General features: G+C 64.0%; 23 protein-coding genes. 17 read left to right on the top strand and 6 right to left on the bottom strand.

From position 1 onward, the window contains the following. Window positions 1–93: 93 nt before the first annotated feature. The 5 genes from BRA42_RS00195 to BRA42_RS00175 all read left to right on the top strand — a co-directional run bounded on the left by BRA42_RS00195 (window position 94) and on the right by BRA42_RS00175 (window position 5,165). Window positions 94–222 (top strand): 2TM domain-containing protein, encoded by a 129-nt coding sequence (locus BRA42_RS00195; RefSeq protein ID WP_292409499.1) that lies wholly within the window; start codon window positions 94–96, stop codon window positions 220–222. 52 nt (window positions 223–274) lie between these two features. Continuing rightward, a complete protein-coding gene (gene glgP, locus BRA42_RS00190; protein ID WP_292409498.1) occupies window positions 275–2,491 on the top strand; it encodes an alpha-glucan family phosphorylase in 2,217 nt (738 codons plus the stop codon). 106 nt (window positions 2,492–2,597) lie between these two features. Then, the gene (locus BRA42_RS00185; RefSeq protein WP_292409496.1) at window positions 2,598–3,506 is read left to right on the top strand and encodes a sulfite exporter TauE/SafE family protein; all 909 of its coding nucleotides are present in this window, start codon (window positions 2,598–2,600) and stop codon (window positions 3,504–3,506) included. Between the two features lie 109 nt (window positions 3,507–3,615). After that, window positions 3,616–4,557 (top strand): hypothetical protein, encoded by a 942-nt coding sequence (locus BRA42_RS00180; RefSeq protein ID WP_342770315.1) that lies wholly within the window; start codon window positions 3,616–3,618, stop codon window positions 4,555–4,557. 5 nt (window positions 4,558–4,562) lie between these two features. Next, a complete protein-coding gene (locus tag BRA42_RS00175; RefSeq protein ID WP_292409569.1) occupies window positions 4,563–5,165 on the top strand; it encodes a hypothetical protein in 603 nt (200 codons plus the stop codon). Here the strand turns inward: BRA42_RS00175 and BRA42_RS00170 are convergent. Next, entirely contained in the window at window positions 5,162–5,842 is a 681-nt protein-coding gene (locus BRA42_RS00170) for a hypothetical protein (RefSeq protein WP_292409492.1), read from the bottom strand. The genes BRA42_RS00175 and BRA42_RS00170 overlap by 4 nt on opposite strands. A 156-nt stretch (window positions 5,843–5,998) precedes the next feature. Between BRA42_RS00170 and BRA42_RS00165 the strand changes: the two genes are divergently transcribed. Further along, on the top strand, window positions 5,999–6,736 hold the full coding sequence (locus BRA42_RS00165; RefSeq protein WP_292409490.1) for an SAM-dependent methyltransferase: 738 nt from the start codon (window positions 5,999–6,001) through the stop codon (window positions 6,734–6,736). 768 nt (window positions 6,737–7,504) lie between these two features. Here the strand turns inward: BRA42_RS00165 and BRA42_RS00160 are convergent. Next, complete coding sequence (locus BRA42_RS00160; protein ID WP_292409488.1) at window positions 7,505–7,996, bottom strand: DUF367 family protein; 492 nt, start codon at window positions 7,994–7,996, stop codon at window positions 7,505–7,507. A gap of 35 nt (window positions 7,997–8,031) precedes the next feature. Between BRA42_RS00160 and BRA42_RS00155 the strand changes: the two genes are divergently transcribed. From BRA42_RS00155 to BRA42_RS00135, 5 genes are all read left to right on the top strand, one after another. Next, on the top strand, window positions 8,032–8,919 hold the full coding sequence (locus tag BRA42_RS00155; protein WP_292409486.1) for a nucleoside 2-deoxyribosyltransferase: 888 nt from the start codon (window positions 8,032–8,034) through the stop codon (window positions 8,917–8,919). Window positions 8,920–9,380: 461 nt separating this feature from the next. Further along, a complete protein-coding gene (locus tag BRA42_RS00150; protein ID WP_292409484.1) occupies window positions 9,381–11,117 on the top strand; it encodes a PAS domain S-box protein in 1,737 nt (578 codons plus the stop codon). Window positions 11,118–11,155: 38 nt separating this feature from the next. Continuing rightward, window positions 11,156–11,734, top strand: coding sequence for a LemA family protein (locus BRA42_RS00145; protein ID WP_292409567.1), 579 nt, complete (start codon window positions 11,156–11,158; stop codon window positions 11,732–11,734). A gap of 6 nt (window positions 11,735–11,740) precedes the next feature. Beyond that, the gene (locus tag BRA42_RS00140; RefSeq protein ID WP_413788529.1) at window positions 11,741–13,615 is read left to right on the top strand and encodes a DUF2207 domain-containing protein; all 1,875 of its coding nucleotides are present in this window, start codon (window positions 11,741–11,743) and stop codon (window positions 13,613–13,615) included. 92 nt (window positions 13,616–13,707) lie between these two features. Beyond that, window positions 13,708–14,661 carry a DUF333 domain-containing protein gene (locus BRA42_RS00135; protein ID WP_342771736.1) on the top strand — a complete coding sequence of 318 codons (954 nt, stop codon included), beginning with the start codon at window positions 13,708–13,710 and terminating at the stop codon, window positions 14,659–14,661. Between the two features lie 56 nt (window positions 14,662–14,717). On the opposite strand, the gene BRA42_RS00130 is transcribed toward BRA42_RS00135, so the two are convergent. After that, a complete protein-coding gene (locus tag BRA42_RS00130; protein WP_342770674.1) occupies window positions 14,718–15,737 on the bottom strand; it encodes a DUF3821 domain-containing protein in 1,020 nt (339 codons plus the stop codon). 55 nt (window positions 15,738–15,792) lie between these two features. Continuing rightward, a complete protein-coding gene (locus BRA42_RS00125) occupies window positions 15,793–16,332 on the bottom strand; it encodes a hypothetical protein (RefSeq protein ID WP_292409474.1) in 540 nt (179 codons plus the stop codon). 147 nt (window positions 16,333–16,479) lie between these two features. Here BRA42_RS00125 and BRA42_RS00120 point away from each other — a divergent pair, with 147 nt between their 5' ends. The 3 genes from BRA42_RS00120 to BRA42_RS00110 all read left to right on the top strand — a co-directional run bounded on the left by BRA42_RS00120 (window position 16,480) and on the right by BRA42_RS00110 (window position 17,674). Next, window positions 16,480–16,755 (top strand): glutaredoxin family protein, encoded by a 276-nt coding sequence (locus tag BRA42_RS00120; RefSeq protein ID WP_292409565.1) that lies wholly within the window; start codon window positions 16,480–16,482, stop codon window positions 16,753–16,755. After that, window positions 16,748–17,260: a ferredoxin-thioredoxin reductase catalytic domain-containing protein gene (locus BRA42_RS00115; protein WP_292409472.1), complete on the top strand. Its 513-nt coding sequence runs from the start codon at window positions 16,748–16,750 to the stop codon at window positions 17,258–17,260. Before BRA42_RS00120 ends, BRA42_RS00115 begins: the two co-directional genes overlap by 8 nt. Window positions 17,261–17,458: 198 nt before the next feature. Next, a complete protein-coding gene (locus BRA42_RS00110; RefSeq protein WP_292409470.1) occupies window positions 17,459–17,674 on the top strand; it encodes a hypothetical protein in 216 nt (71 codons plus the stop codon). 1 nt (window position 17,675) lies between these two features. Here the strand turns inward: BRA42_RS00110 and BRA42_RS00105 are convergent, their stop codons facing one another. Next, window positions 17,676–18,041 (bottom strand): hypothetical protein, encoded by a 366-nt coding sequence (locus tag BRA42_RS00105; RefSeq protein WP_292409468.1) that lies wholly within the window; start codon window positions 18,039–18,041, stop codon window positions 17,676–17,678. A gap of 70 nt (window positions 18,042–18,111) precedes the next feature. Here BRA42_RS00105 and BRA42_RS00100 point away from each other — a divergent pair, with 70 nt between their 5' ends. Both BRA42_RS00100 and BRA42_RS00095 read left to right on the top strand, forming a co-directional pair. After that, window positions 18,112–18,345, top strand: coding sequence for a winged helix-turn-helix domain-containing protein (locus BRA42_RS00100; protein ID WP_292409466.1), 234 nt, complete (start codon window positions 18,112–18,114; stop codon window positions 18,343–18,345). Continuing rightward, on the top strand, window positions 18,342–18,659 hold the full coding sequence (locus tag BRA42_RS00095; RefSeq protein ID WP_292409464.1) for a transcriptional regulator: 318 nt from the start codon (window positions 18,342–18,344) through the stop codon (window positions 18,657–18,659). Before BRA42_RS00100 ends, BRA42_RS00095 begins: the two co-directional genes overlap by 4 nt. Before the next feature lie 6 nt (window positions 18,660–18,665). Here BRA42_RS00095 and BRA42_RS00090 read toward each other — a convergent pair whose 3' ends face one another. After that, a complete protein-coding gene (locus BRA42_RS00090; protein WP_342770673.1) occupies window positions 18,666–20,333 on the bottom strand; it encodes a phospholipase D-like domain-containing protein in 1,668 nt (555 codons plus the stop codon). Between the two features lie 44 nt (window positions 20,334–20,377). Here BRA42_RS00090 and BRA42_RS00085 point away from each other — a divergent pair, with 44 nt between their 5' ends. Further along, window positions 20,378–20,980 (top strand): uridylate kinase, encoded by a 603-nt coding sequence (locus BRA42_RS00085; protein WP_292409460.1) that lies wholly within the window; start codon window positions 20,378–20,380, stop codon window positions 20,978–20,980. Window positions 20,981–21,013 lie beyond the last annotated feature (33 nt).

Here is a 21,013-nt window from a genome sequence, read left to right as displayed (position 1 = left end):
GGTATGTCCGTGCGAGGAGACGGGTCGAGGAGATCCGGGGATTCTATGAACACCTCGTACTCTAATCCGTAAGGGTGGGGGGTAGTTCACTGGGTGACTTTTTTCTGGGGGATTGGCGTGGCGCTCCACTGGTTCGGCGTCTATGTTGAGGGCCGGATCTTCGGCAGAAGGTGGGAAGAGAGGAAGATCCGGGAGATCATGGAGCGCGAAGAGCGGCGGTGATCCGGCGCCCCGACAGAAGCACTTATCAGGTGCGACGGGCAATGCCGGGCGGATGAAGACGGAAATACCTTACGACCGATTTGCCCATGTCCCGGAACGGATCTTCGGACTCGTCGACCTCGCGTACAACCTCTGGTGGAGCTGGCACTCCTCGGCGACCGTCCTCTTCAAACTGCTGAACCGGGCGGAGTGGAAGATGAGCCGCCACAACCCGGTCAGGATGCTCCTGGATACACCGCCGCGCTACTTCGAGCGGGCGGCGGCAAACCCGGAGTTTCTTCGCCGCTACGACGTCATTATGTACCGGTTCCGGCAGGACATGGAACCGAAGACAAGCTGGTTCGCACAGCAATACCCCGGGCAAAGACCACTGACGATCGCCTATTTCTCAAGCGAGTTCGGGCTGCACCACTCGCTCCCGTTCTACGCGGGCGGGCTCGGAGTCCTCGCGGGCGACCACGTCAAAGCAGCGAGCGATCTCGGCGTGCCGATGGTTGCCGTCGGGTTCATGTACGCCGAAGGTTACCTTCACCAGCACATGGAAGCGAACGGGTGGCAGAAGAACGTCGCCGAGGTGCTGGACCGCGACGCCGCACCGGTTCTCCGGGTGACAGGCGACGACGGCCGGCAACTTGTGGTGCAGGTCCCCCTGATCGAGCCTCCCATCTACGTTGCCGTCTGGAAGGTGCAGGTGGGAACGGTCCCCCTCTTCCTCCTCGACACCCATATCGATGAGAACCTCCCCGAGAACCGGAGCATCTCTCACCGCCTTTACTTAAAGGAACTTGAATACCGTATCCGGCAGGAGGTGGTGCTCGGTATCGGCGGCCGGAAGGTCCTCCACACCCTCGGTATCGATTACGCGGCGATGCACTTAAACGAGGGGCACTCGGCGTTCGCTCTCCTGGAACGGCTCCGGGAGCGCCTCGTTGCCGGGATGCCGTTTGAGGAGGCGCGTGAACAGGTCCGGGGCACTTCGGTCTTCACCACCCACACCCCCGTCGCCGCCGCCCACGACGTCTTCCCCGGGGATCTGATAGCGAAGTACTTCCGCAGTTACTGCCCGTCGCTCGGTCTTTCCTGGGACGAGTTCATGGCGCTCGGGGAGGACCCGCATAATCCGGGCGCCGGGTTCAACATGACCGCCTTTGCGCTCCGGATGAGCCGTTTTCACAACGGCGTCTCAAAAAGGCACGGCGAGATCGCCAGGGAGATGTGGCAGCCCCTCTGGCCCGACCTTCCGCCGGGGGAGGTGCCGATTGACGCCATCACGAACGGCGTCCACATGCCCACGTGGCTGAACCACCGGATCGAGACGCTTTTAGACCGGTACATGGATGCGGTCTACCCGAACTGGCGGGAGGACTACGACAACCCGGTCATCTGGGAGGTGGTCGACGAGGTTCCGGACGATGAACTCTGGCGCGAGCACCAGTGGCTGAAGATGAAACTCTTTTCCCGGATCCGGGAGCGAAAACGCATCAAATGGGCGGGACACCGGGATGAGCCCGCGAATCTCGCGGCCGAGGGGCTCATGCTGGATACCTCGGCGCTGACGATCGGGTTCGCCCGCCGGTTCGCGGGCTACAAGCGGGCGGACCTCATCTTCGAGGACATCGACCGGCTCGACCGGATCGTGAACAACCGCTGGAGGCCGGTGCAGTTCATCTTCGCCGGGAAGGCCCACCCGGCCGATGATCAGGGCAAGCGTATCCTGCAGAGGATCTATCAGTATTCTCAGGACCCGCGGTTCGGGGGCCGGATCGCGTTTGTCGAGGATTACGACGAACAGGTTGCGCACTACCTGGTCCACGGCGTCGACGTCTGGATGAACACCCCCGTCCCGCTCATGGAGGCGAGCGGCACGAGCGGCATGAAGGCGGGGATGAACGGGGTGCTGAACCTCTCGATCCTCGACGGCTGGTGGGTCGAGGGCTACAACGGCAGGAACGGCTGGGGTTTCGAGGGCCACGCAGAGGACAACCGGGCGGATGCAAATACGCTCTACGACCTGATCGAGAACGAGATCGCACCGCTCTACTACTCGAGGACGATGAACAACGTCCCGCACAAGTGGGTCCGGCTGATGAAGGAGTCGATAAAGAGCATCGCCCCGCAGTACTGTGCTCTCCGGATGCTCAAGGAGTATGTCACCCGGTACTACCCCTCGGTCTGCACGTATGCGGTCGAGCCCGGGAAGCGGACGGCCGGGCTTGATGAGTCCTGCCCTCCTCCCGGGTTCGACCAGTTCCGGCAGGTTCAAAGGTAACGGGGGGCTACCTAACGGTATATGGCATCCGGTTCGATACGGTTTCCTGACTGCGGTTCAGGCTCGTCCCGACACCCTTTCCGGTCACGGGCTGGGTGTTCATGAGATGTCAACCCCCTCCTCCTCTCGTCGGGACCGTGATCCGCCCGCCGGGGTTCTGACCGTCCGGATAGCGCTGCTCGTTGCCGTGATCGCGGTGATGCTCGGGGCGGGCCTCACCGTCGCCCCGCCGGCAACGCCGGCATCGGCCCTTCTCCTCTTTGTGGTCGGCTTCGTTGCCGGAGTCTTCGGCGGCCTTGTCGGGGTCGGAGGGTCGACAATCCTGCTCCCGGTCATGTACTTCTCCCTCGGCTTTTCGGAGCCCGTCGCTATCGGGACCGGGCTCTTCGTGGTCATCTTCACCACGATCTCCGGCGCCGCCGGCCACCTTGTGCGGGGAAGTCTCGACCGCCGGGTGGCGGCGCGGATCGCTCTCGGCGGCCTTGTCGGCGTCCTCATCGGGTCCTGGCTCTTCTCCTTCCTCGTCGATTACACAGGCCTCCTCGCTCTCATCCTGGGGCTGGTCTTCCTCGTTCCGTCTCTCGGGATGATCCGCGAGGGGCTCTGGCCCGGCACCCGTCCGGAGCCGGAACGCATCGGGGGCACGCGTCCCGGCCATCTCCTCTTCGGGGCCGGGGTCGGCGTCCTGACCGGGATCACCGGCCTCGGCGGCGGCTACGCCATTGTTCCGGGGCTGCTCTACCTCTTCGGGGCGCCGGTCTACGTCACGGTGGGGACGTCGCTCGCGTCCATGATCCCGATGGCGGTCGTGGGCGGCGGGGTCAAGCTCCTGGAGGGCTACGTCGCCTTCGGGGCGGGGCTGATCCTCGCGGCCGGGTCGATTGCCGGCGCCCGGGTGGGGGCCGCGACGATCGGACGGTTTCAGCCGGCGACCCTGAAACTGGTCTTCGGTCTCTACTTCTTCTACGCTGCACTCCGGTTCATCGCCGCGTTCTTCGGCATCGGAGCGCCGTGAGAAAGGTCCGGTGATCCCGTTCGCCCCCCGGCCTGCCTACGGCCGTATATCAACGTATTTATCGGGAAGTCGCCCATACTTAATATCTAGACGTGGTGGAACCCCGGAGATGGAGCGGAAAGATGTTATCCCGGTTCTCGCGGGCGGGATCGTGATCCTGGCCGTTGCGCTCGTAGTGAAACCCGCCCTCCTCGGGGAGCCGATCGGTCTCGGTTCCGCAGGACCGGTTTCGGGACCGGCACCGCCCGTATACGTCCCCCCCGCTCCGGTACCGACGGCAACGCCCTTCCCGGATGATGGTCCGGTCTATACCCGGAATTTCCGCTGGACGGCGATCGACGGCGGTGTCCAGACGACGGAGGTCCGGGTCCCGGAAGCGCTCTTCCTTGAGCACCGGGAGACGCCGCGGCTCACCGACCACGTTGCCTGGGGGCGATACGCCCTCGCGGACGCCGACCGGCCGATCCTGGAGGACCTGGCCAGTCGGATCGCACCCGCCGCGGGCAACCCCGAGGAGGGGTACTTCCGGCTGATGAACGTCGTCTTTTTCGTTCAGCAGATTCCCTATGCCCTCGACAACAGCACGGACTCCTACTTCAACGTGGTCCTCCCCCCGCACTTGAGGAGCGGCGTCGAGTACCCCAAATACCCCACCGAGATGCTCGTCGACGGGAAGGGGGACTGCGAGGATGCGGCTATCCTGATGGCGGGGCTCCTCGATGCTCTCGGCTACGATACGGTACTGCTTGAATACTCGGACCACATGGCCCTCGGCATCAGGATGGATGGATTCAACCCCTATTACGCGAGGTACACGCCGAAACACTTTGAGTACGAGGGAGAGCACTACTACTACGTCGAGGGGACGAATTACACCGTGGTCTCCTCGGAGAACTCGACGTGGGTAAAGCCGTTCCCTATCGGAAACGTTCAGGGCGGCTTGATCCAGAGCGTAAAGTCGGAGACTCCGAAGGTCGTACCCCTGCGCTACACCCTCGCACCGGTTGAGTACCGCATTTTCCCGGTCCGCCTGCCGGCGGGAGGAGCGTGACGGATATGGACTTCAACATCCCCGATCTCCCGGACCTGAAGAGTTTCAAACTCCCGAACGTCGCCATCGGCCGGAGGAAGGCGCTCATCGCCGGCGGCGTGGCGGTTGCCGTGATAGCGGTTGTCTTCGTCGGCGGGCTGCTTCTCCACGACTACATGGAATCCCGGCAGGTTGCCGCGTTCGGCGGCCACGTGGCGGCGTCGGAGGCCGACCTCTCCCGTGTCTACGAGAGGACCTCGGTCTACCTGCACTCTTCTCCGGACAGCCCATCGATTGCTGAAGCCGATGCTTATGCGCGGGAGTTTGCGGCCGTCGCCGACTACGGCATGGCCGTTACGGCATACCACCGGCAGGTCATCGGGGCCGACGCGGTCCCGGAAACGTATGCCGGAGCGCAGGCGGCCTATCTCCGGGCGCTTGACAACCTGAACCGAGCGTTCTCGCTCTGGTCTTCGGCTGCAGTCGCCTACGATATCCAGGCATATTCCTCGGCAACGAGAAACCTTGCCGCGGCGGATCAGGCATGGAAGGATTATGTTGCCGCGATAGAGGATTACAGCCGGGAACTCCGGGTCGCAGAAGAGGGGGAGGGGCTCCCTTCCACCTAGACGAGATATTTCTCAGGGACCCTGATGGTGAGGGTGAGCGACTTCAGCGATTCCGAGCGAATAACAAAGTAGAAGTCGTCATACCCTTCCCGGATGGTGAATGTCTCCTCTCTTTCCGAAAAATCGACTGTCGTGGAACTATTTCCTGTTGAGCGCGAACTGTTGTCGGGATACAGGATATCGGATCGGGAGTACTGGATCTTCTTGACAACCCGGTTCGGGTCCTCCGGGTCCCGGACCTCGATCCCGAGCCAGGGGTATTCGTTCATCGGCGTTACGCTCACGTTCAGGTCCCAGTAGGGGTAAGGGATGTGGTAGGTCCCGGTGGCGAGAACGCGGGGAGGGTAGTCGACGGTTGCTGTTGCGTACTCCACCATCTTTCCGGAGACCCGGAGGTCGTCCGGCAGTTTCGTCATTGTGATCGCGGGCGTCGGGGTCGGGATGTGGTAGACCCGCGGGTCGACAAACTCCACGCTCTGCGGCGTCTTCTCCCCCCGGACGGGCCCGGCCGGGGTGGGGGCCGGCTGGCCCGATCCCACCGCCGGCGCCTCTGTCGGCGACGGGGTGGTGGGGGAGACCGGCGGCTGTATCTCACCGGTATCTTCAGGGGCCATGCAGCCTCCGGCGATGACGGCGGCCGCGAGAAGGATCAGGAGCAGGATATGGCGCCGTTGCATGATACTCTCTTTCTGAGGGGCCCTATTAGTAATTACCTATCCGCTCCGCCCCGACGGCGGCAAAAAAAAAGTGTATTTTCGGGAGGGGGTACACGGTTTTATGGGCAGGAAACACCCATGTACGACGGATCAAGCGTTCGGGAGGACCACCGATCAATGGAAGATAGCGAACTTGTCAGGATATCTCAGGGATCGCTTGCGATCATGAACCCCACCACACCGGAGAAGGTGCTCGCCGCCGGGCGGGCGTCGGGGCTCCGGAAAGGGTCCCGCGTCGTGGAGGTCGGGTGCGGGAACGGCACGATTCTCGCCCTCTGGGGAAGAGAGTACGGGATATCCGGGGTCGGGATCGAGGTGCGTGAGGATGCCTGCCGGCGGGCGGAGGAGGCGTTTCGGGCGTCGGGGCTCGGGGACCGGATTGCCGTCCGATGCATGGACGCCCGGGAGTACGTCCCCGACGAGCCGTTCGACTGCGCGGCGGCGATCGGAGCGTCCCACATCCGGGGCGGGTTTGCGGCGACGCTCGACGCCCTCCTCGGGATGGTCTCGGACGAGGGGCGTATCGTCATCGGCGACCGCTGCTGGAGGTCCGACCGCGCCCCGCCTGAGTTCGCCAGGGAGTGGCCCGACGTCCTGACGGAGTATGAGACCCTCGGTACCGTGCGGGAGGCCGGGCTCGACGTCGCCGCCGTCATTCGGGCGAGTCGGGACGACTGGGACCGCTATGAGTCGGGGATCTGGCGGTCGGTCCTCTCCTGGCTCGGCGACCACCCCGACCATCCTGAGCGCGACTTCATGATCGACTACCTCCACCGCCTCCAGGACGAGTACTTCGGCTACGGCCGGGAGCATATGGGCTGGGCGATGTATGTCCTGGTGCCGGGGTTCTGGTGAGACCGTATCACTCCTCCTGCAATTGTTGACTCACGCGAAGCCGCGAAGGGGGAGACGATCACGCAGGTTTCGCGTCCTTCGCTCGCGTGCGGACGGTCTCTATCGTCGACAGAGGTTCTTTTTCAGCCCGAAAAAGGGAAGATTTCCGATTACGCCCCGGTGTATACCCCGGAGCGAGGTAAACAGAGTTTGAGCCCGTCAGGCCAGGTATCCGGGTTGTAGAGGTGACGTACACATACCCACCTCCGGCCTCTGCGGCGGCGATATCGAGCGCCATCGCCGGTCTTTTGGCCCCCTCCGATGCACGGGGTGTATGTCCTGCTCGGGTACGACCCTGCGCCCTTCCCCCCGGACGTCGCCTGTCTGACGCCGGGAATGAATCGTTTCGTATCTTTGCCTTCGATTTATCGGTTTTTTCCTTATCAGGAGTTCGGATGTTGCAGGTACTCGGGAAAACAGTGGATTCTTCAAAAGTCTTTCGGAAAATCGGGGCAAAACTGGGCGTTGATCTGCGATATTAAATAGAATCGTATAAATATCGCATACAGCATCTAATTACTTGGGGAACTATTACCCCGGTGACATGAGAGAACTGTAGACGCAGGAGTTAGGGCACATCCCGATGGGAGGTGCTCGCACTCATTCGTCGCGTGCGGTGTTTGCCGCGTTCGGGTGGTCGGGTGGGCATTCACCCCCCTGCACCCCTTCTGGTGTCGTTGCGCTTCTCTTTTTCCATTCCGACAACGTGCCGCCGACGGCGGTCTTCGATTACATATACAGCGCCTGGATGGCGACGACCTCGGCGCTGTCCTTTGCCTGCGCGTACTCCGCGAGAGGGTCGGCATTCACCTCCAGGAACCGCAGCCCCCACCCGAACGGAGCAAGGATGTCGCGTGCCTGCTCCTTCTCCCCGAGGATGTAGAGCGTTGCGGCCATCGCCTCCACCGATGTCAGCCGGAACGGCCGGCCGAAGTTCACCGGGTTTGCGGCTACGAGGAACGGGAGCGCCCGGCGGTTGCGCCAGGAGGCGACGGCCCCGGTGTCGAGCACCTCCCAGGAACAGTCGAGCGCCGTTATCGAGGAGAGGTGCCGGTCGGCGGGGGAGACCGCTCTCTCCGCCGTCGGGTCGAGGAGGAGGGTCGAGCGGGGGATCTTTGCAACGGCGGTGACGATCCTCGCAAGCCCGCGCTGCGCGAGTTTCTTCGCCGTGCACTTCCGGGGATCGCAGGTGTTGTCCCGGTAGGCGTAGAGCGGTATCATCTGTCTTGTTATTGTACGCCGCCCAGGTACTATCAATGTACGTGCTCATCGCTCCCTGTATCCAGAACCCCGCATGCCGCGCCCGCGGGATAACGACCGATGAGGACCTCCGCGACTTCCGTCGGACCGTCGAGCGCTGCCGGCGCTTCTCGATCGAGATGGTCCCGCTCCCCTGCCCGGAGACGATCTACCTCGGTCCCGACCGGTCGCCGGGCTCGTTTCAGGACCTGGTCGGACCTATGGCCCGACCGGGTCGGTCCCACGGGGACCGACGCCGTCTCGCAACCCCCGCATTTGCAGCGCTCCTCGACCGGCTCGAGGCGGAGGTCCGTGCTGCGATCCGGGATCGCGGTGAGCCGCCGCTCGCGATCATCGGGGTGGACTCCTCGCCCGCCTGCGGGGTGACGACGACCTATTATTCGTCCGAAAAACAGCCCGGGCGCGGGGCGTTCCTCGCCCGGTTTCCGGACATCCCGGCTGTCGACGTGAAGGAGTTCGCCCGCTACCGGGTCTATCTCGCCGCCCCGCTCTTTTCGGAGGCGGAACAGGCCTACAACCTCGCCCTTCGCGCCCTCCTCGAAGCGCATCTCTTTGAGGTCTACCTCCCCCAGGAGGTGGGGGACACGAGTCATACCCGGTGTCGGGAGGAGCGCCGGGCTATCTTTGCCCGGCACCTCCCGGCCCTCCGGGGCGCCGACGTCGTCGTCGCGGTCATCGACGGCGCGGACGCCGATTCCGGGACTTCATGGGAGATGGGCTACGCGTATGCCCTGGGAAAACGGGTCGTCGCTCTCAGAACCGACTTCCGGGTCGCCGGGCGTTACGAGCGGGTCAACCTGATGCTCGAGGAGTCGGCCACGGTCGTCACCGCAAAGGAGGACCTCCCCCGGGTGCTCGGGTCGCTTCTCGCGGCGTCGCCCTGACGGCGGATGCCGCTCTCTTCCGGAGCAGTTCTTCAAAAAAAAAGAGGAATGAGGTGTATTGTTGGGTGTGTGATAACCATGGCGGCGTTCCGACGGGGTTATCCCGGGCGGTTGTGCCTTCCGCCCGGGCCGCCGGACACCGTGCCGGTTGCGTTTAGAGAGGTGTGTCTGGATACTTGCATGCACCGGGTTTCCCCGGTGCACCGTGACGTTGGTGCAATCAGCGTGGTGAATGTTCCGTTCACCGATCCCAGCCGTTCTTGTGCCGGCCCGGACCACCTGTGCCCGTGTGGCCCGGTCTGTCGGAGAGTTCCTCCAGACTCTGGGGATCATGTGTTGGATAATATCAATTATATACTTTTCTCTCATTGCCTTGCATTGAGGCGTAGCATTGTGTGCGGCATAAAAGCATTGCGTCACTGCAAAACCCTATATCCCCTTGCGCGAAATTCTGTTTGCACATGGACCCCACTACCGACGCACTCTCTCTCCTGCTCAACGCGTTAAAAGAGCACCCGCGGGGCATGTCGGTCTCTGATCTTGCTGCCGCCGTAGGAATCAACCGGAACACCGTCTCCCGGTATCTCGATGTTCTCCTCGTGTCGGGCCAGGTGGAGATGGAGACCTATGGCAAGGCCAAGGTTTTTTACCTCTCGCAACGGGTTCCCATCGCCGCCATGCTCAATTTTTCTTCCGATCTCGTGCTGGTTCTCGACCGCGACCGCCGGATCGTCCAGGCAAACGATGCCGTCTGCACGTTTGCGGGAAAGAACCGGGATGATATCCTCGAAAAAAGCATCGAGGCGTCGCCGCTCGCTGCGTTTGACCACCCGCTGATACGGAGCCGGATCACCGACGCCCTGAACGGCCGCGAGGTCACGGAAGAGCTCAGGTTCCTGCGGCAGGACGAGGAACTCTTCTTCCGGATCAAGTTTCTTCCCACGGTCTTTAACGACGGGGCGCCGGGGGTCACCATCATCCTTGAGGACATCACCGAGGGACGGCGGGCGGAGGAGGCCCTGCGCGAGAGCGAGATGCTCTTCCGGAGCCTTGTCGAGAACATCAACGACCTGATCCTGAACGTCGACGAGACCTGCACGTTCACCTACGTCAGCCCAAAAAGCCGGGATATCCTTGGTTATGCGCCCGAAGAGATGCTTCAAAAGACACCCTGCGATTTCATGGCCCCGGAGAAGGCCGAGCGGGTCCGGGAACAGTTTGCCGGGCTCTTCGCCGACCCGAAACCGCGCGTCCTCTTTGAGTGGACGATGCTTCACAAGAACGGAAGCGCCGTCATCCTCGAAGTGAGCGGGACGCCGATCTATGATCTGATCGGCGACTTCACCGGCTACCGGGTGGTCTGCCGTGACGTCACCGAACGGCTGCGCGCTGCAAAACGGGTGGCCCAGTGGAAGTCGTTCCTCTACTCGGTGGTCAACAACATCCCGAGCATGGTCTTCGTCCGGGAGGTGGAGGGGAACACGTTTGTCTTCTCGAACCGGGCCGCCGAAGTCTTCCTCGGGATGACGCAGGAGGAGATTGTGGGGAAACGGGCGACGGACCTCTTCCCGCAGGAGATGGCGGCCTTCTTCGCCGACGGCGACCGGGAGATGCTGGAACGGTCGACCGCCCCCGAGAAGAAGGTCCGCCTCCCGACAGGAACGAGCCTCTCCATGAAGAAGGTCCCGGTCTTCAACTCCCGGGGCGTGCTGAAGTACATGCTCGGGATCGCCGAGGACATCACCGACCGCACCACCGCCGAAGCTCTCCTGGTCGCTGAGCGCGACCGGGCGCAGGGCTACCTGGACGCGGCCGGCGTGATGATCGCGGTGATCGAGGCGGACGGCACCATCGACCTTGTCAACCGGCGGGGAGGTGAGATCCTGGGGTATGCCGAGAAAGACCTCGCCGGAAAGAACTGGTTTGCAACGGTCGTTCCGGAGCACCTTCGCGACCGTCTCGCTCAGAACTTTGCCCTTCTCGTGGACGGCGGGATTGAACCTCCCCCCATCGAGGAGAGTCCGGTCATCACCCGGGATGGCCGGGAACGGCCGATCCGCTGGCGCAACGCCCTTCTCCGGGACGCGGACGGGAAGGTCGTGGCGATGGTGAGTTCCGGCGAGGTGGTCCAGGAGCAATCGGACCGGACCGCGGAAGGGCCGGTCGGCCCCGTGCGTACCTCACTCCCGGGGTCTTGAGAGTTATCCCTTAAATATTCCGCAAGGCACATATTTTACTGGTGACAACCTTGGTGGACATCATCTCTCTCGTCCTTATCGCTGTCGTGGTGCTGGTTATCATCGGCATTGTGGCAGTCGTCATAGGCATCTATAACCGGTTCCTGTCGCTCAAAAACTCCGCCGAAGCGACGGTCGGGCAGGTGAAGGTCGCGATGAAGAAGCGGCTGGATATGATCGAGCAGCTCCTCGGCGCGGTGAAGAGCTACGCGACCTTTGAGAAGGAGACCCTGACCGGCGTGACCGCGATGCGGGCCCGCATCGGCAGCGCCGGGGCGGGCGACCTGAACGAACTTGAGCGCGAGTCCCGGTCGGTCCTCGGCCGGCTCCTCGCCGTCGCGGAGAACTACCCCGACCTCAAGACCTCCAAGACGGTGCAGGAGTTGATGGGCGCGGTGAAGGGGGTCGAAGACGAGATCGCCCGGCACCGCTACACCTACAACAACATCGCCCAGCAGTACAACACCATGACCGATACGATCCCCTCGAACCTTATCGCCGGCGCTCTGGGTTTTACGAAGCTGGATTACCTCGAGTTCGGTGAAGAGATCGAGCGGGTTCCGACGATAGCGTTCTGATGAACCATGCGCATGACTGAGCGGCAGCAGATCCTCATCCTTGTCGCCATCACCCTGCTTGTCGGGGTGCTGGCGGTCGCCGGAGCGGCGGCGCTCCCCGAACTATTCCGGGAGGACCTGGAGGTTCAGCACTACGATGCCGTCTTTTACGAAAACGGGACCCTGGTCGAGCGTTATACCTACCTTGTCCGGTCGGCCGGGGAGTACCGGATGCTCTTTCGCTACTGGGATGCGCCGCTCACTTTTGCCCCCATTGACCAGCCGCACATCGAGTTTATCGGGATGACCGCCCCGCCCGGGACCATCGGCTACGTCAAGAACGCGGGGGGCGAGGTGCGGACGGCCGCCGGGACCGCGAGTTCCTCCGATCTCGCGGGAATCCAGAGCCTTGCGTTTGCAAACGAAGTGGGCCTCTACAACCCCGACTACTTCGACCCGGGCACCTACACGGTTGAGTACCGCTACCGGGTCCGGCCGCCGGTCGAGTACGACGACCAATGGGCGCACCTGAACCTGAAACTCGTGGACGAGCATGTTCCCTTCCGGGACCTCCGGATCACCCTGCCGTTCGGCGGGGATATCGAGGAGGTCTACACGCATCCGCCGACCCTGAACATCGAACGGATGGTCGAAGAAGTCTCCGCGGATCCCTCGGCCCTCGATGTCGAACGGACGGCGGAAGCCGTCGTCATCACGGGGAGCGCCACGCAGGACGACGCGCTGAACGTCGAGTTGATCCTCGACCGCGGGTTCATGGAGAGAATCGACGGTTTCCCGACGTTTGTCCCGGACGTGCGGCAGCAGGCGGCCGACGCCAACCGCTGGCCGCCGATCCTCTACGGGGCGGCCAGCGTCCTCTACGGCCTTGCGGCAGTCCTTGTCCTTGCGATGCCGTTCATCCTCCTTGGCGTCTACCTCCGCTACGGCAGAGAGAAACCGTTTACGGTGCCCGAGTATCTGAGTTTCACGCCGAATACCACACTCAAACCCTGGCAGGTGAACCTCCTCTTCAAAGGCGACCCCCTCGAGTTCGACGACAACGGGTTCTACGCGACGGTCCTCGACCTCCACCGGCAGGGTAAGATCGTGGTGACGGAAAAATCGGAAGGAGAGGGGGTCACGGTTCGGATCGTCTCGGGGGAGTCCACGGACCCCTACGAGCGGCGGGTGCTCACCTTCCTTGGGAACATCGCCGACGACCACGTCGTGGACACCGCCGAACTGGCCAAGTTCGCCGAGACCGCCCGGCGGAGCCCCGGCTACCAGCACCGGATCATGCAGTACCAGCAGTCGCTCACCGCCCTCTCCCGGGACGTGGACACCACGCTCTCCCGGCAGTATGTGAAGGACGGCCGGACGCTGATCCTCCCGCTCATCTTCCTCGGCGCCATCCCCTGCGGGCTTGCGATCCTCGCGTTCATCTTTGCGCCGGGTGCGGCCTACCTCCTGATCCCTGCCGGTGTCCTCTCGTTCATCGTCGCGGTCCAGGTCGGGATCGCGGCCCTCTTCCCCTCGACGCTCTTCGGTTTCTGGAAAGGCGACCGTTACAAAGAGAAACTTGAGTGGGACGCGTTCGCCTACTTCCTCTCGGACCTGGCGCTGATCCGGCAGTATTCCCCTGCCGACCTCTCGATGTGGGGAGAGTGGCTGGTCTACGGGACCGCGCTCGGCCTTGGCGATAAAGTTGAGCAGGCGATGAAGAACTTAAACATCAGCCTCCCGGACGTCGGGATGCCGCTCTACTCGAACATGCCGGTGATCTTTGCCCCTATTGTCCTCTACTCTCCGCCGTCGAGCGGCGGTTCCGGAGGGTTCGGCGGTGGCGGCGGGTCCTTCGGCGGCGGTGGCGGTTTTGGCGGCGGCGGCGCCGGGGGACGGTAGCCCCTATCTTTTTTCCGGGATAACTTCGAATCCGTTCGTAGTTAAGGGAATCTACTTACCTCCGGCGAGGGAATGTATCCATGTTGATGCCTATGAAGGATTCATACCCCAGTTATCTGGCCGTCGTCCTCACGCTCCTCGGTGCGGTTGTCGTCTGCGGGTGCATGGCCGCCGGGGGGGAGGACCGCCCGGCCGACCGCATATCCGGGAACGGGACAATCACTTACGTCGACCTTGAGGGTGGTTTCTATGGAATCGTAGCCGATGACGGGACGCACTACCTCCCCGCCGACCTCCCGGAGGAGTACCGGACCGACGGTCTCCGGGTAGCGTTCAGCGCCGACCCTGCGGATGACGGCGCCGGAATCCAGATGTGGGGGACCCCGGTCGAGATCCGGTCGATCGAGCGGATCGACGGCGTTCTGCTCGTCTCCGGGAACGCCACGGTCACTTATATCGATCTCGAGGGCGGGTTTTACGGGCTTGTCACCGACGACGGCAGGCACTACCTCCCGCTCGGTCTCGACGAGACCTGGCGGGTCGACGGCACGAACGTGACGTTCGTTGCCGGGGTGTTGGAGGATACCGCGACCATCCAGCAGTGGGGCGTTCCGGTCGAGGTCATCGCCATCGATACGGCAGGAAACGCGACCTACGTCGCGGAGACCGGGACGGTCGCCTACATCGACCTCGAGGGCGGTTTCTACGGTATCATCGCCGATGACGGGATGCACTACCTCCCGCTCGGGCTTGAGGAGCGCTACCGCGTCGACGGAATGCGCCTCACTTTCGCCGGTGAGGTCTCCCGCGACGTCATGACCGTCCAGCAGTGGGGGACGCCGGTCGAGATCATCGCCGTCCCGTGGGCCTGCGCGCGGTGCGGCGAAAGCGTCGTTGGCATCGCCAACCCGGCCGCGGTCTGGTGTAAGGAGCAGGGTTACGCCTACGAGATACGGCAGAACCCCGACGGCAGTGAATACGGCGTCTGTATCTTTGAAAACGGTACCGAAGTCGACGCCTGGGACTACTACCGGCAGACCCATTAACTCTTTTTATCGGGAGACGGCGGGTCCGGCCGCCCCCCCGGTTCTGCCGACCTCGCTTACCGGCGCCTGCCGATGAGGATCGTGGCGAGACCGAGCGCGGCCGCGGCCAGGGCGACCGGGAGCGGGGCTCCGGTCGGCGAGGGGCTGGGCAGCGTTGTTGCGGTTGCGGTCACCGCCGGCGTGGCGGTCTCCGTCGCTGCCGGTACGGTCGTGGGGAGAGTCGTCGGGACCGCGGTCGTCGGTGTGGGCGTCACGGTTGCCGTCGGTGCGGTCGTGGGGAGGGACGTCGGCGTCCCGGTATCGACCCCGACACGGTTCCCGACCGTGAACGTCACCGGCTCGGAGTCGGGAGCGTAAGCGTCGAAACCCTCCGGCGTCCTCCAGACGGCCCGGGCGGTGTAGGTTCCCTGCTCACGGAGGCCGGAGAGCGCGATCGCGCCGGGCCTGCCGGAGTCGTCGGTGTAGAACCGGGCCGAACTGACGTTCAATCCGGCAAGGTTGATCCCGCCGATGACGGTGCTCTCCGCGCCGCCCGGATGGGTTATCACGATGTCGACCGTCGCCGGGTAGACGCCGCCCGCCTGGTAGAAGGACCCGACATCGGGGGAGGCTATCCTGAACGCTATCCGGGTGTTCGGGGATACCGAAAGCCCGGTCAGGGGTTCGTTGTGGTAGGGGTCCGCGAGCACCACGTCGAGAAAGACCTCGGGCTCGCGGACCATGACGAGCGCCGTCGTGCCGTCGGCGGGGTTGAAGGCGTAATAGGTCCCGTACTCTCCGTTCACGGAGAAGTCCTGGACCTCAAAGTCGGTATCGTCGGCGACCGGGATGACCTTCGTGACCCCCCGGTCGGGGTTGCCGTCCTGATACCTCCGGAGCTCCGTGACGGGGTTATCCGTGGTCGCGTTGCGGAGCCCCGTGAGGTTGAGCCCCTCTTCGTAGACGAAGATCGTATCGTAGGGCTGGATGTCGTTGATCCCCGGCCCGCGCGCCCCGGCCGGCCCCGCACAGAGAGCAAGAAGACAGATGGCGAGGAGGACCGGGAGACCTCGCCTGCGGATCCATTCGGGTGCCATGACATCCCGTGTGCTGATTCTGTTGATATAGGTTGGCGTGGCGGCGTCCCGGCACCTATCTTCTCTTCAGCACATGTCCGGTCAGCCCTATCGCAAGCGCCGCTGCGAGCGGCACCGTGGGTCCGGCCGCGGTCGGGGTGGGGCTTTGCGTCGGCGCCGTTGTCGACGGTGTGACGGCGGTGACCGCCGGGGTGGTCGGGGCGGCCCCGGTGACGGCAAAGGTGGTGCTTGCGGTGGCGTCGCCCTCGACCCATTCCACGGTCGCGACATATTCGCCGGGCTCAAACCCGGTTGTGTCTGCCTCAAACGACCAGGTGTTTGTGGTGGTGCTTCCCTCCTCTACGACGGCCGTCCCCGACGTGCCGCTCGTCCTTCCCGATGCGGACTTGTTCGTCGGTTCAAACCCGACCGGTGTCACCGTGATGATCAGACGGTTGCCGGGGGCGAGGTTTGTCGTCCCGCTGATGGTGACCATCTCCCCGGCGACAACGCTCCCGACCTCGTCGATGGTCGTCCCCTGTGCGGCGGCAATGCAGCAGAGCCATACCCCGAGCACAAGCGTGATCACGGCGCCGACGGGTATTCCAGCGTTCATGGTATGGTCCACCTTCCTTCCTCATGGAATAAGAAGATAACCGAATCCGACCCGCCGGATCATCTCCTCCTTGCGGCGAGTCTGCTCCCGTCCCGGTGGGTAAATTACTTACCCTCTGCCTCCGATACTAGAACAACCATGACGGAAATGCAGCATGTTCCTGGAGTTGACCGCGGCAAGGTGATCCTCTACGCCCTGAGCACCTGCGGCTGGTGTGCCCGAACAAAAGAACTCCTCACCAACCTCGGCGTCGGGTTCTCGTATATCTACGTGGATCTGCTCACGGGGGAGGAACGGGACCGTGTGGTCGATGAGGTTGAACGCTGGAACCCGCACCTCTCGTTTCCGACGATCGTCATCGACGACAAAAAGGTGATCGCGGGGTTCATGGAGAAGGAGATTCGGGAGGCCGTCGGTGCCTGAGACGGTGAGCGACGAGGAAGTCGACCGCTTCATACGGGACCTCGAGCGCGATGCGAAGACCGGCGGTTACCATGTCAACCCCGACCGTGAGTTCACCCGTAGCCTCGCCCGGGGTCTGCTCGCCAACCGGGGACGCTACGGGTATATAGCCTGCCCCTGCCGGCTCGCCTCCGGGAACCGGGAGGACGACCTCGACATCGTCTGCCCCTGTGACTACCGTGACCCCGATCTCGCCGACTACGGTGCTTGCTACTGCGCCCTCTATGTCGCGCCCGACGTGGTGGCCGGGACGCGCGCCGCCGCTTCCGTCCCGGAGCGGCGCCCGCCGCCGGCAGAACGCCGGCGGCGAAAGGAAGCGCGCACTGCGGCCGTTCCGACTCCGGGAACCCTGAAGTACCCGGTCTGGCGGTGTCGGGTCTGCGGCTACCTCTGCGCGCGGAACGAGCCGCCCGAGGCCTGCCCGATCTGCCGGGTGCCCCGCGACCGTTTTGAGCGGTTCCTGTAAGCCTTCTCCGGGAAAACCGCCGGCGTCCGTGAGGGGACCGGCCGATCCTGCCCCTCACCGTTCGCTGTGTTACGATCTATCCTGTAATAGATGAATCCTCCCGGCTCTTTGCGGGCGTGTTTTTCCGAATATTCTCTCCGGAAGGCTCCCGGACCGATCCAAGGTATCATATATCGGGTCGGATGATAACTGTCCTGTATGCCGAGCGTGCGGATCAACGACGGAGACCTCCTCTCAGGAACCGGTGTGGAGGGGGGACGAAAGAAGCGGCCCGACGAGACCCCGGCGCCCACCCGCCGGGAGTCCGAACCGGACACCACGAAGACGAAAGAGATCCCCGCGAAGCCCCGGCGGGGGCGGCCCTATTTCGGAGACGGCGACGGTGCCGATATCTTCTACACAAAGAAGAAGTGACCTATCCGAGCACCCGGATGTCCGCGGCGGAGGAGACCACCACCTCCCGCTTCCCGCGGTAGGTCTGCACGACCCCATAGAGCGTTACGCTCTCGTTCTCGCGGAGTTCGAGCGCGGCAGCCGCGTCCTGCGGCAGGAAGACGGCGGTGCCGTTGACGGTGAGGACCAGGTGCCCCCCGGTTGCGGTCTCTCTGACCTCCTCGATCCTCCCCTCAAGAAGGACCAGGGCCCCGTCCGGGACATCGTCGGAGTATGGGGTCGCGACCAGCGGCCGACCGACGGCGCCGAAGAGGAGGTGCGCCGCAAGCACGATCCCGACGACGCATACGAGCGCGACGAGGGCTGTTTTCTCCTGCCGTTCCAGCATAGGTATTCTATAGGCTCACGGGATGATAACATCCGTCAGTTTGATATGTTAACAGCGTTAACATGCCTGTATGGATGATGTGAACCTTCCTCCGTCCTCCCGGAAGATCCTCCTGCTGCTTGAGGACGGGGGTGCCCTGACCCACAAGGAACTCGTCCGTCTCAGCAGCCTGGCCCCCCGCACCGTCCGCTATGCCTTAAAGAGGCTCAAGGACAACGATATGATCGTGGAGAAGTTCAACTTTCGGGACGCCCGGCAGATCCTCTACGAGTACAAAGACTCCGAGATGGTGTCCGCACAATGACCGAGCCCCCTCCCTGCGACATCATGCACTGCGACAACCTTGCGCGTATGCTCCTTCCCCGGATGCGCGCCGAGATGGTCTACCGGCTGGTGAACGACCGGGGAATCAGCCAGAGTGAGGCGTCCAAGCGCCTCGGAATCAGCAGGGCTGCGATCTCCCAGTACCTGAGCCGGAAGCGGGGATTCAGCCGGCAGGAGTTCCCCGACGACCTCGATCTGGTGATCGAGCGCTGGGTCTCGGCCGTCGCCTCGGGCGAAGGGACGATCACCATCTGCGACGTCTGCCGCTCCGCCGGCTTCCCGGAACGCCGGTGAGGCCGCTCACGCGCGCTCCCGCCGGTAGAGATAGAGCGCGAGAAGCCCGATGAGGATACATGCCGCCGCAACTATTTTGCGCCGGTCCGGCCCGGGAGCGTCGTCCGCTTTCGAGGCGTTCCAGTCGTCCAGAAAAATCTGGGTATAATACGCGGCGATCTCCGGGTGCTCGACGATCACGCCTGCTTCGCGGTTGAACGCCGGCGAATTGGCGTTCCAGTTGATGCTGCTGACGAGGACCGCACGCCCGTCGACGATGACGCCCTTGTTATGGATCTTCGCGAGGTTGTTCGCCTCGATATCGGCGAGCCGCGCCTCGAGCGGGAGTCCTTCGGCCGCGGCGATCCGGTTGACGACCCCGACCATCTCGTCGTTGTCCGCGTCGCCTTCGGTGTTGAACCAGGCTGAATCGAGGAGCACCTTCACCGCGACCCCCCGGCGGGAGGCGTTGATCGCGGCTGCGAGATAGGGGTTCAGGTCGTAGGCGGTCTCGTTTGTGATGTAGGCCTGCTCGATTGCGATACTCTCCTCTGCGCCCTCGATCAGGTGCGTGACGAGCGCGCTTGTGTCGGGAGAGAGCACCGGCGTGACCCGCGCCCCCTCCGCGCGGCAGGGGGCGAACTCCACCGTGTAGGCGGGCGCCCAGGATCTGCCGGGATCGGCCGCCGTGCCCTCTGCCGGGACGATATCCCCGCCCGCCGCGTCGAGGAGAAAGACCTCCCGGAAGTAAGCCGCGAGTTCGGGGTCTTCAAGAGAGACCCCCCACCCGCGGTTGCCCTGCAGTCCCGGCGCCGGATAGCCGCCGGGCTTGAAGTTCTCGCTCCCGAGAAGGACCGTCCCGGCGTCAATGACGAGATACTTCGCGTGATCGTAGCGGTACTTCGCGTGGGCTGCATCGGTCGTCGTCATCGAAAGGACCACAACGCCGCTCCGGTTGAGAGTGCCAGCGACCGCCCGCTCCTCCGGCGGGATGCCCCCCACCGGCCCGCCCTCGAGGAGGACGGTCACGGCCACGCCCCGTTCGCGGGCACGGATGAGCGTCTCCGCAAGGTCCGGGTCGGTGAACTCGTAGACGTTGGCGAGGATCTCGCGTTCCGCGCCCGCTACGGCCGCCAGAAAGACTTCGCGCGAGCAGTCCGGGGCGGCGAATGCGGTCACCGCGACGTCGTCGAAGGTCGCGGATGAGAGGCGGGACTGACCGATGGCGAGCGGGCGCGGGTCCCAGACGCCATCCGCGAGGTAGTGGACCTGCCCCTCCCGGGGGCGGACGTCGTCAGGCCAGGCGACCTGCTGGACGAGGTCGGTCCCCCGGTAGAGGAGAAGTTCGTCGGCCCGGTTCGCCATAAGGAGGTTTCCGTTCGGGATCACGTCCGGCACGGCCGGCGTCCGCTCTTCGCTCTCAAAGTCGGGCGGGTAGCCGTGTGTCTGCTCGAAGGCCGGGCCGCTCCGCGCGACCACCAGCCGCCCGTCGACCCGTGTCCCCGGAGGGAACCGGTAGCCGCCCTCGCCGTCCGAGAGGACGAACCCGTCGAGCGTCCCTTCTCCCTCGATCACCAGGTACTCGTCGAGGTCGCCGGGAAGGTAGGGGTCCGGACAGAACTCGACGATCTGGATACCGCCGGCTGTTCCGGCAAGGAGGCAGAGGAGCAGGACGGTCGCGGCGATCCGGCGCATACGCGAGAGTTATTATGTATCCCCCGGTATAATACCAGAACGATATGACACCGCTTGAACCCCCGCTGGTCGTCAAGGTGGGCGGCAGCCTCTTCGACCGGGTCGCCCCCCTGCTCGAGATCTTCCGGGAGGTCGGCCGTCCGGTGCTGATCGTGCCCGGCGGCGGGAAGTTCGCCGAGCTCGTCCGGCGCCTCGCTGTCTCCGATACCGCCGCCCACTGGATGGCGATTTCCGGCATGGAGCAGTTTGCGTGGTATATCGCCTCGCACGGCGTCCCGGCGGCCCCCGTTCTCGTCCGCCCGTCCGAGGTGACGGTCCTCCTCCCCTACTGCGCCCTCCGGCGGGCCGACCCCCTTCCTCATTCCTGGAACGTCACTTCCGACACCATTGCCGCCTGGGTCGCGAACGAACTCTCGGCCGACCTTCTTCTCCTCAAATCGGTCGACGGCGTCCATCACCACCGCCGGCTCCTTTCGCGGGTCACCGACCCCTCCTTCGTTCCCGAGGAGGTCGACCCCACGTTCATCGGGTTCGTCTTCGAGCACGGTCTCCGGGCCCGGATCGTGAACGGCAGGCACGACGACCGGGTCCGCGGCGCCCTCCGGGATGAGGAGGTCATCGGGACTCTCGTCGATCCGAGATTTTAACTGCTCCGGAGGCGATATGATAGGATAACGTTC

Source organism: Methanoculleus sp. UBA374 (genome assembly GCA_002508705.1).
GTDB lineage: Archaea > Halobacteriota > Methanomicrobia > Methanomicrobiales > Methanoculleaceae > Methanoculleus > Methanoculleus palmolei.
Note: the sequence above shows the minus strand (reverse complement) of the source record. Positions and strands in the feature narration are given on the sequence as shown.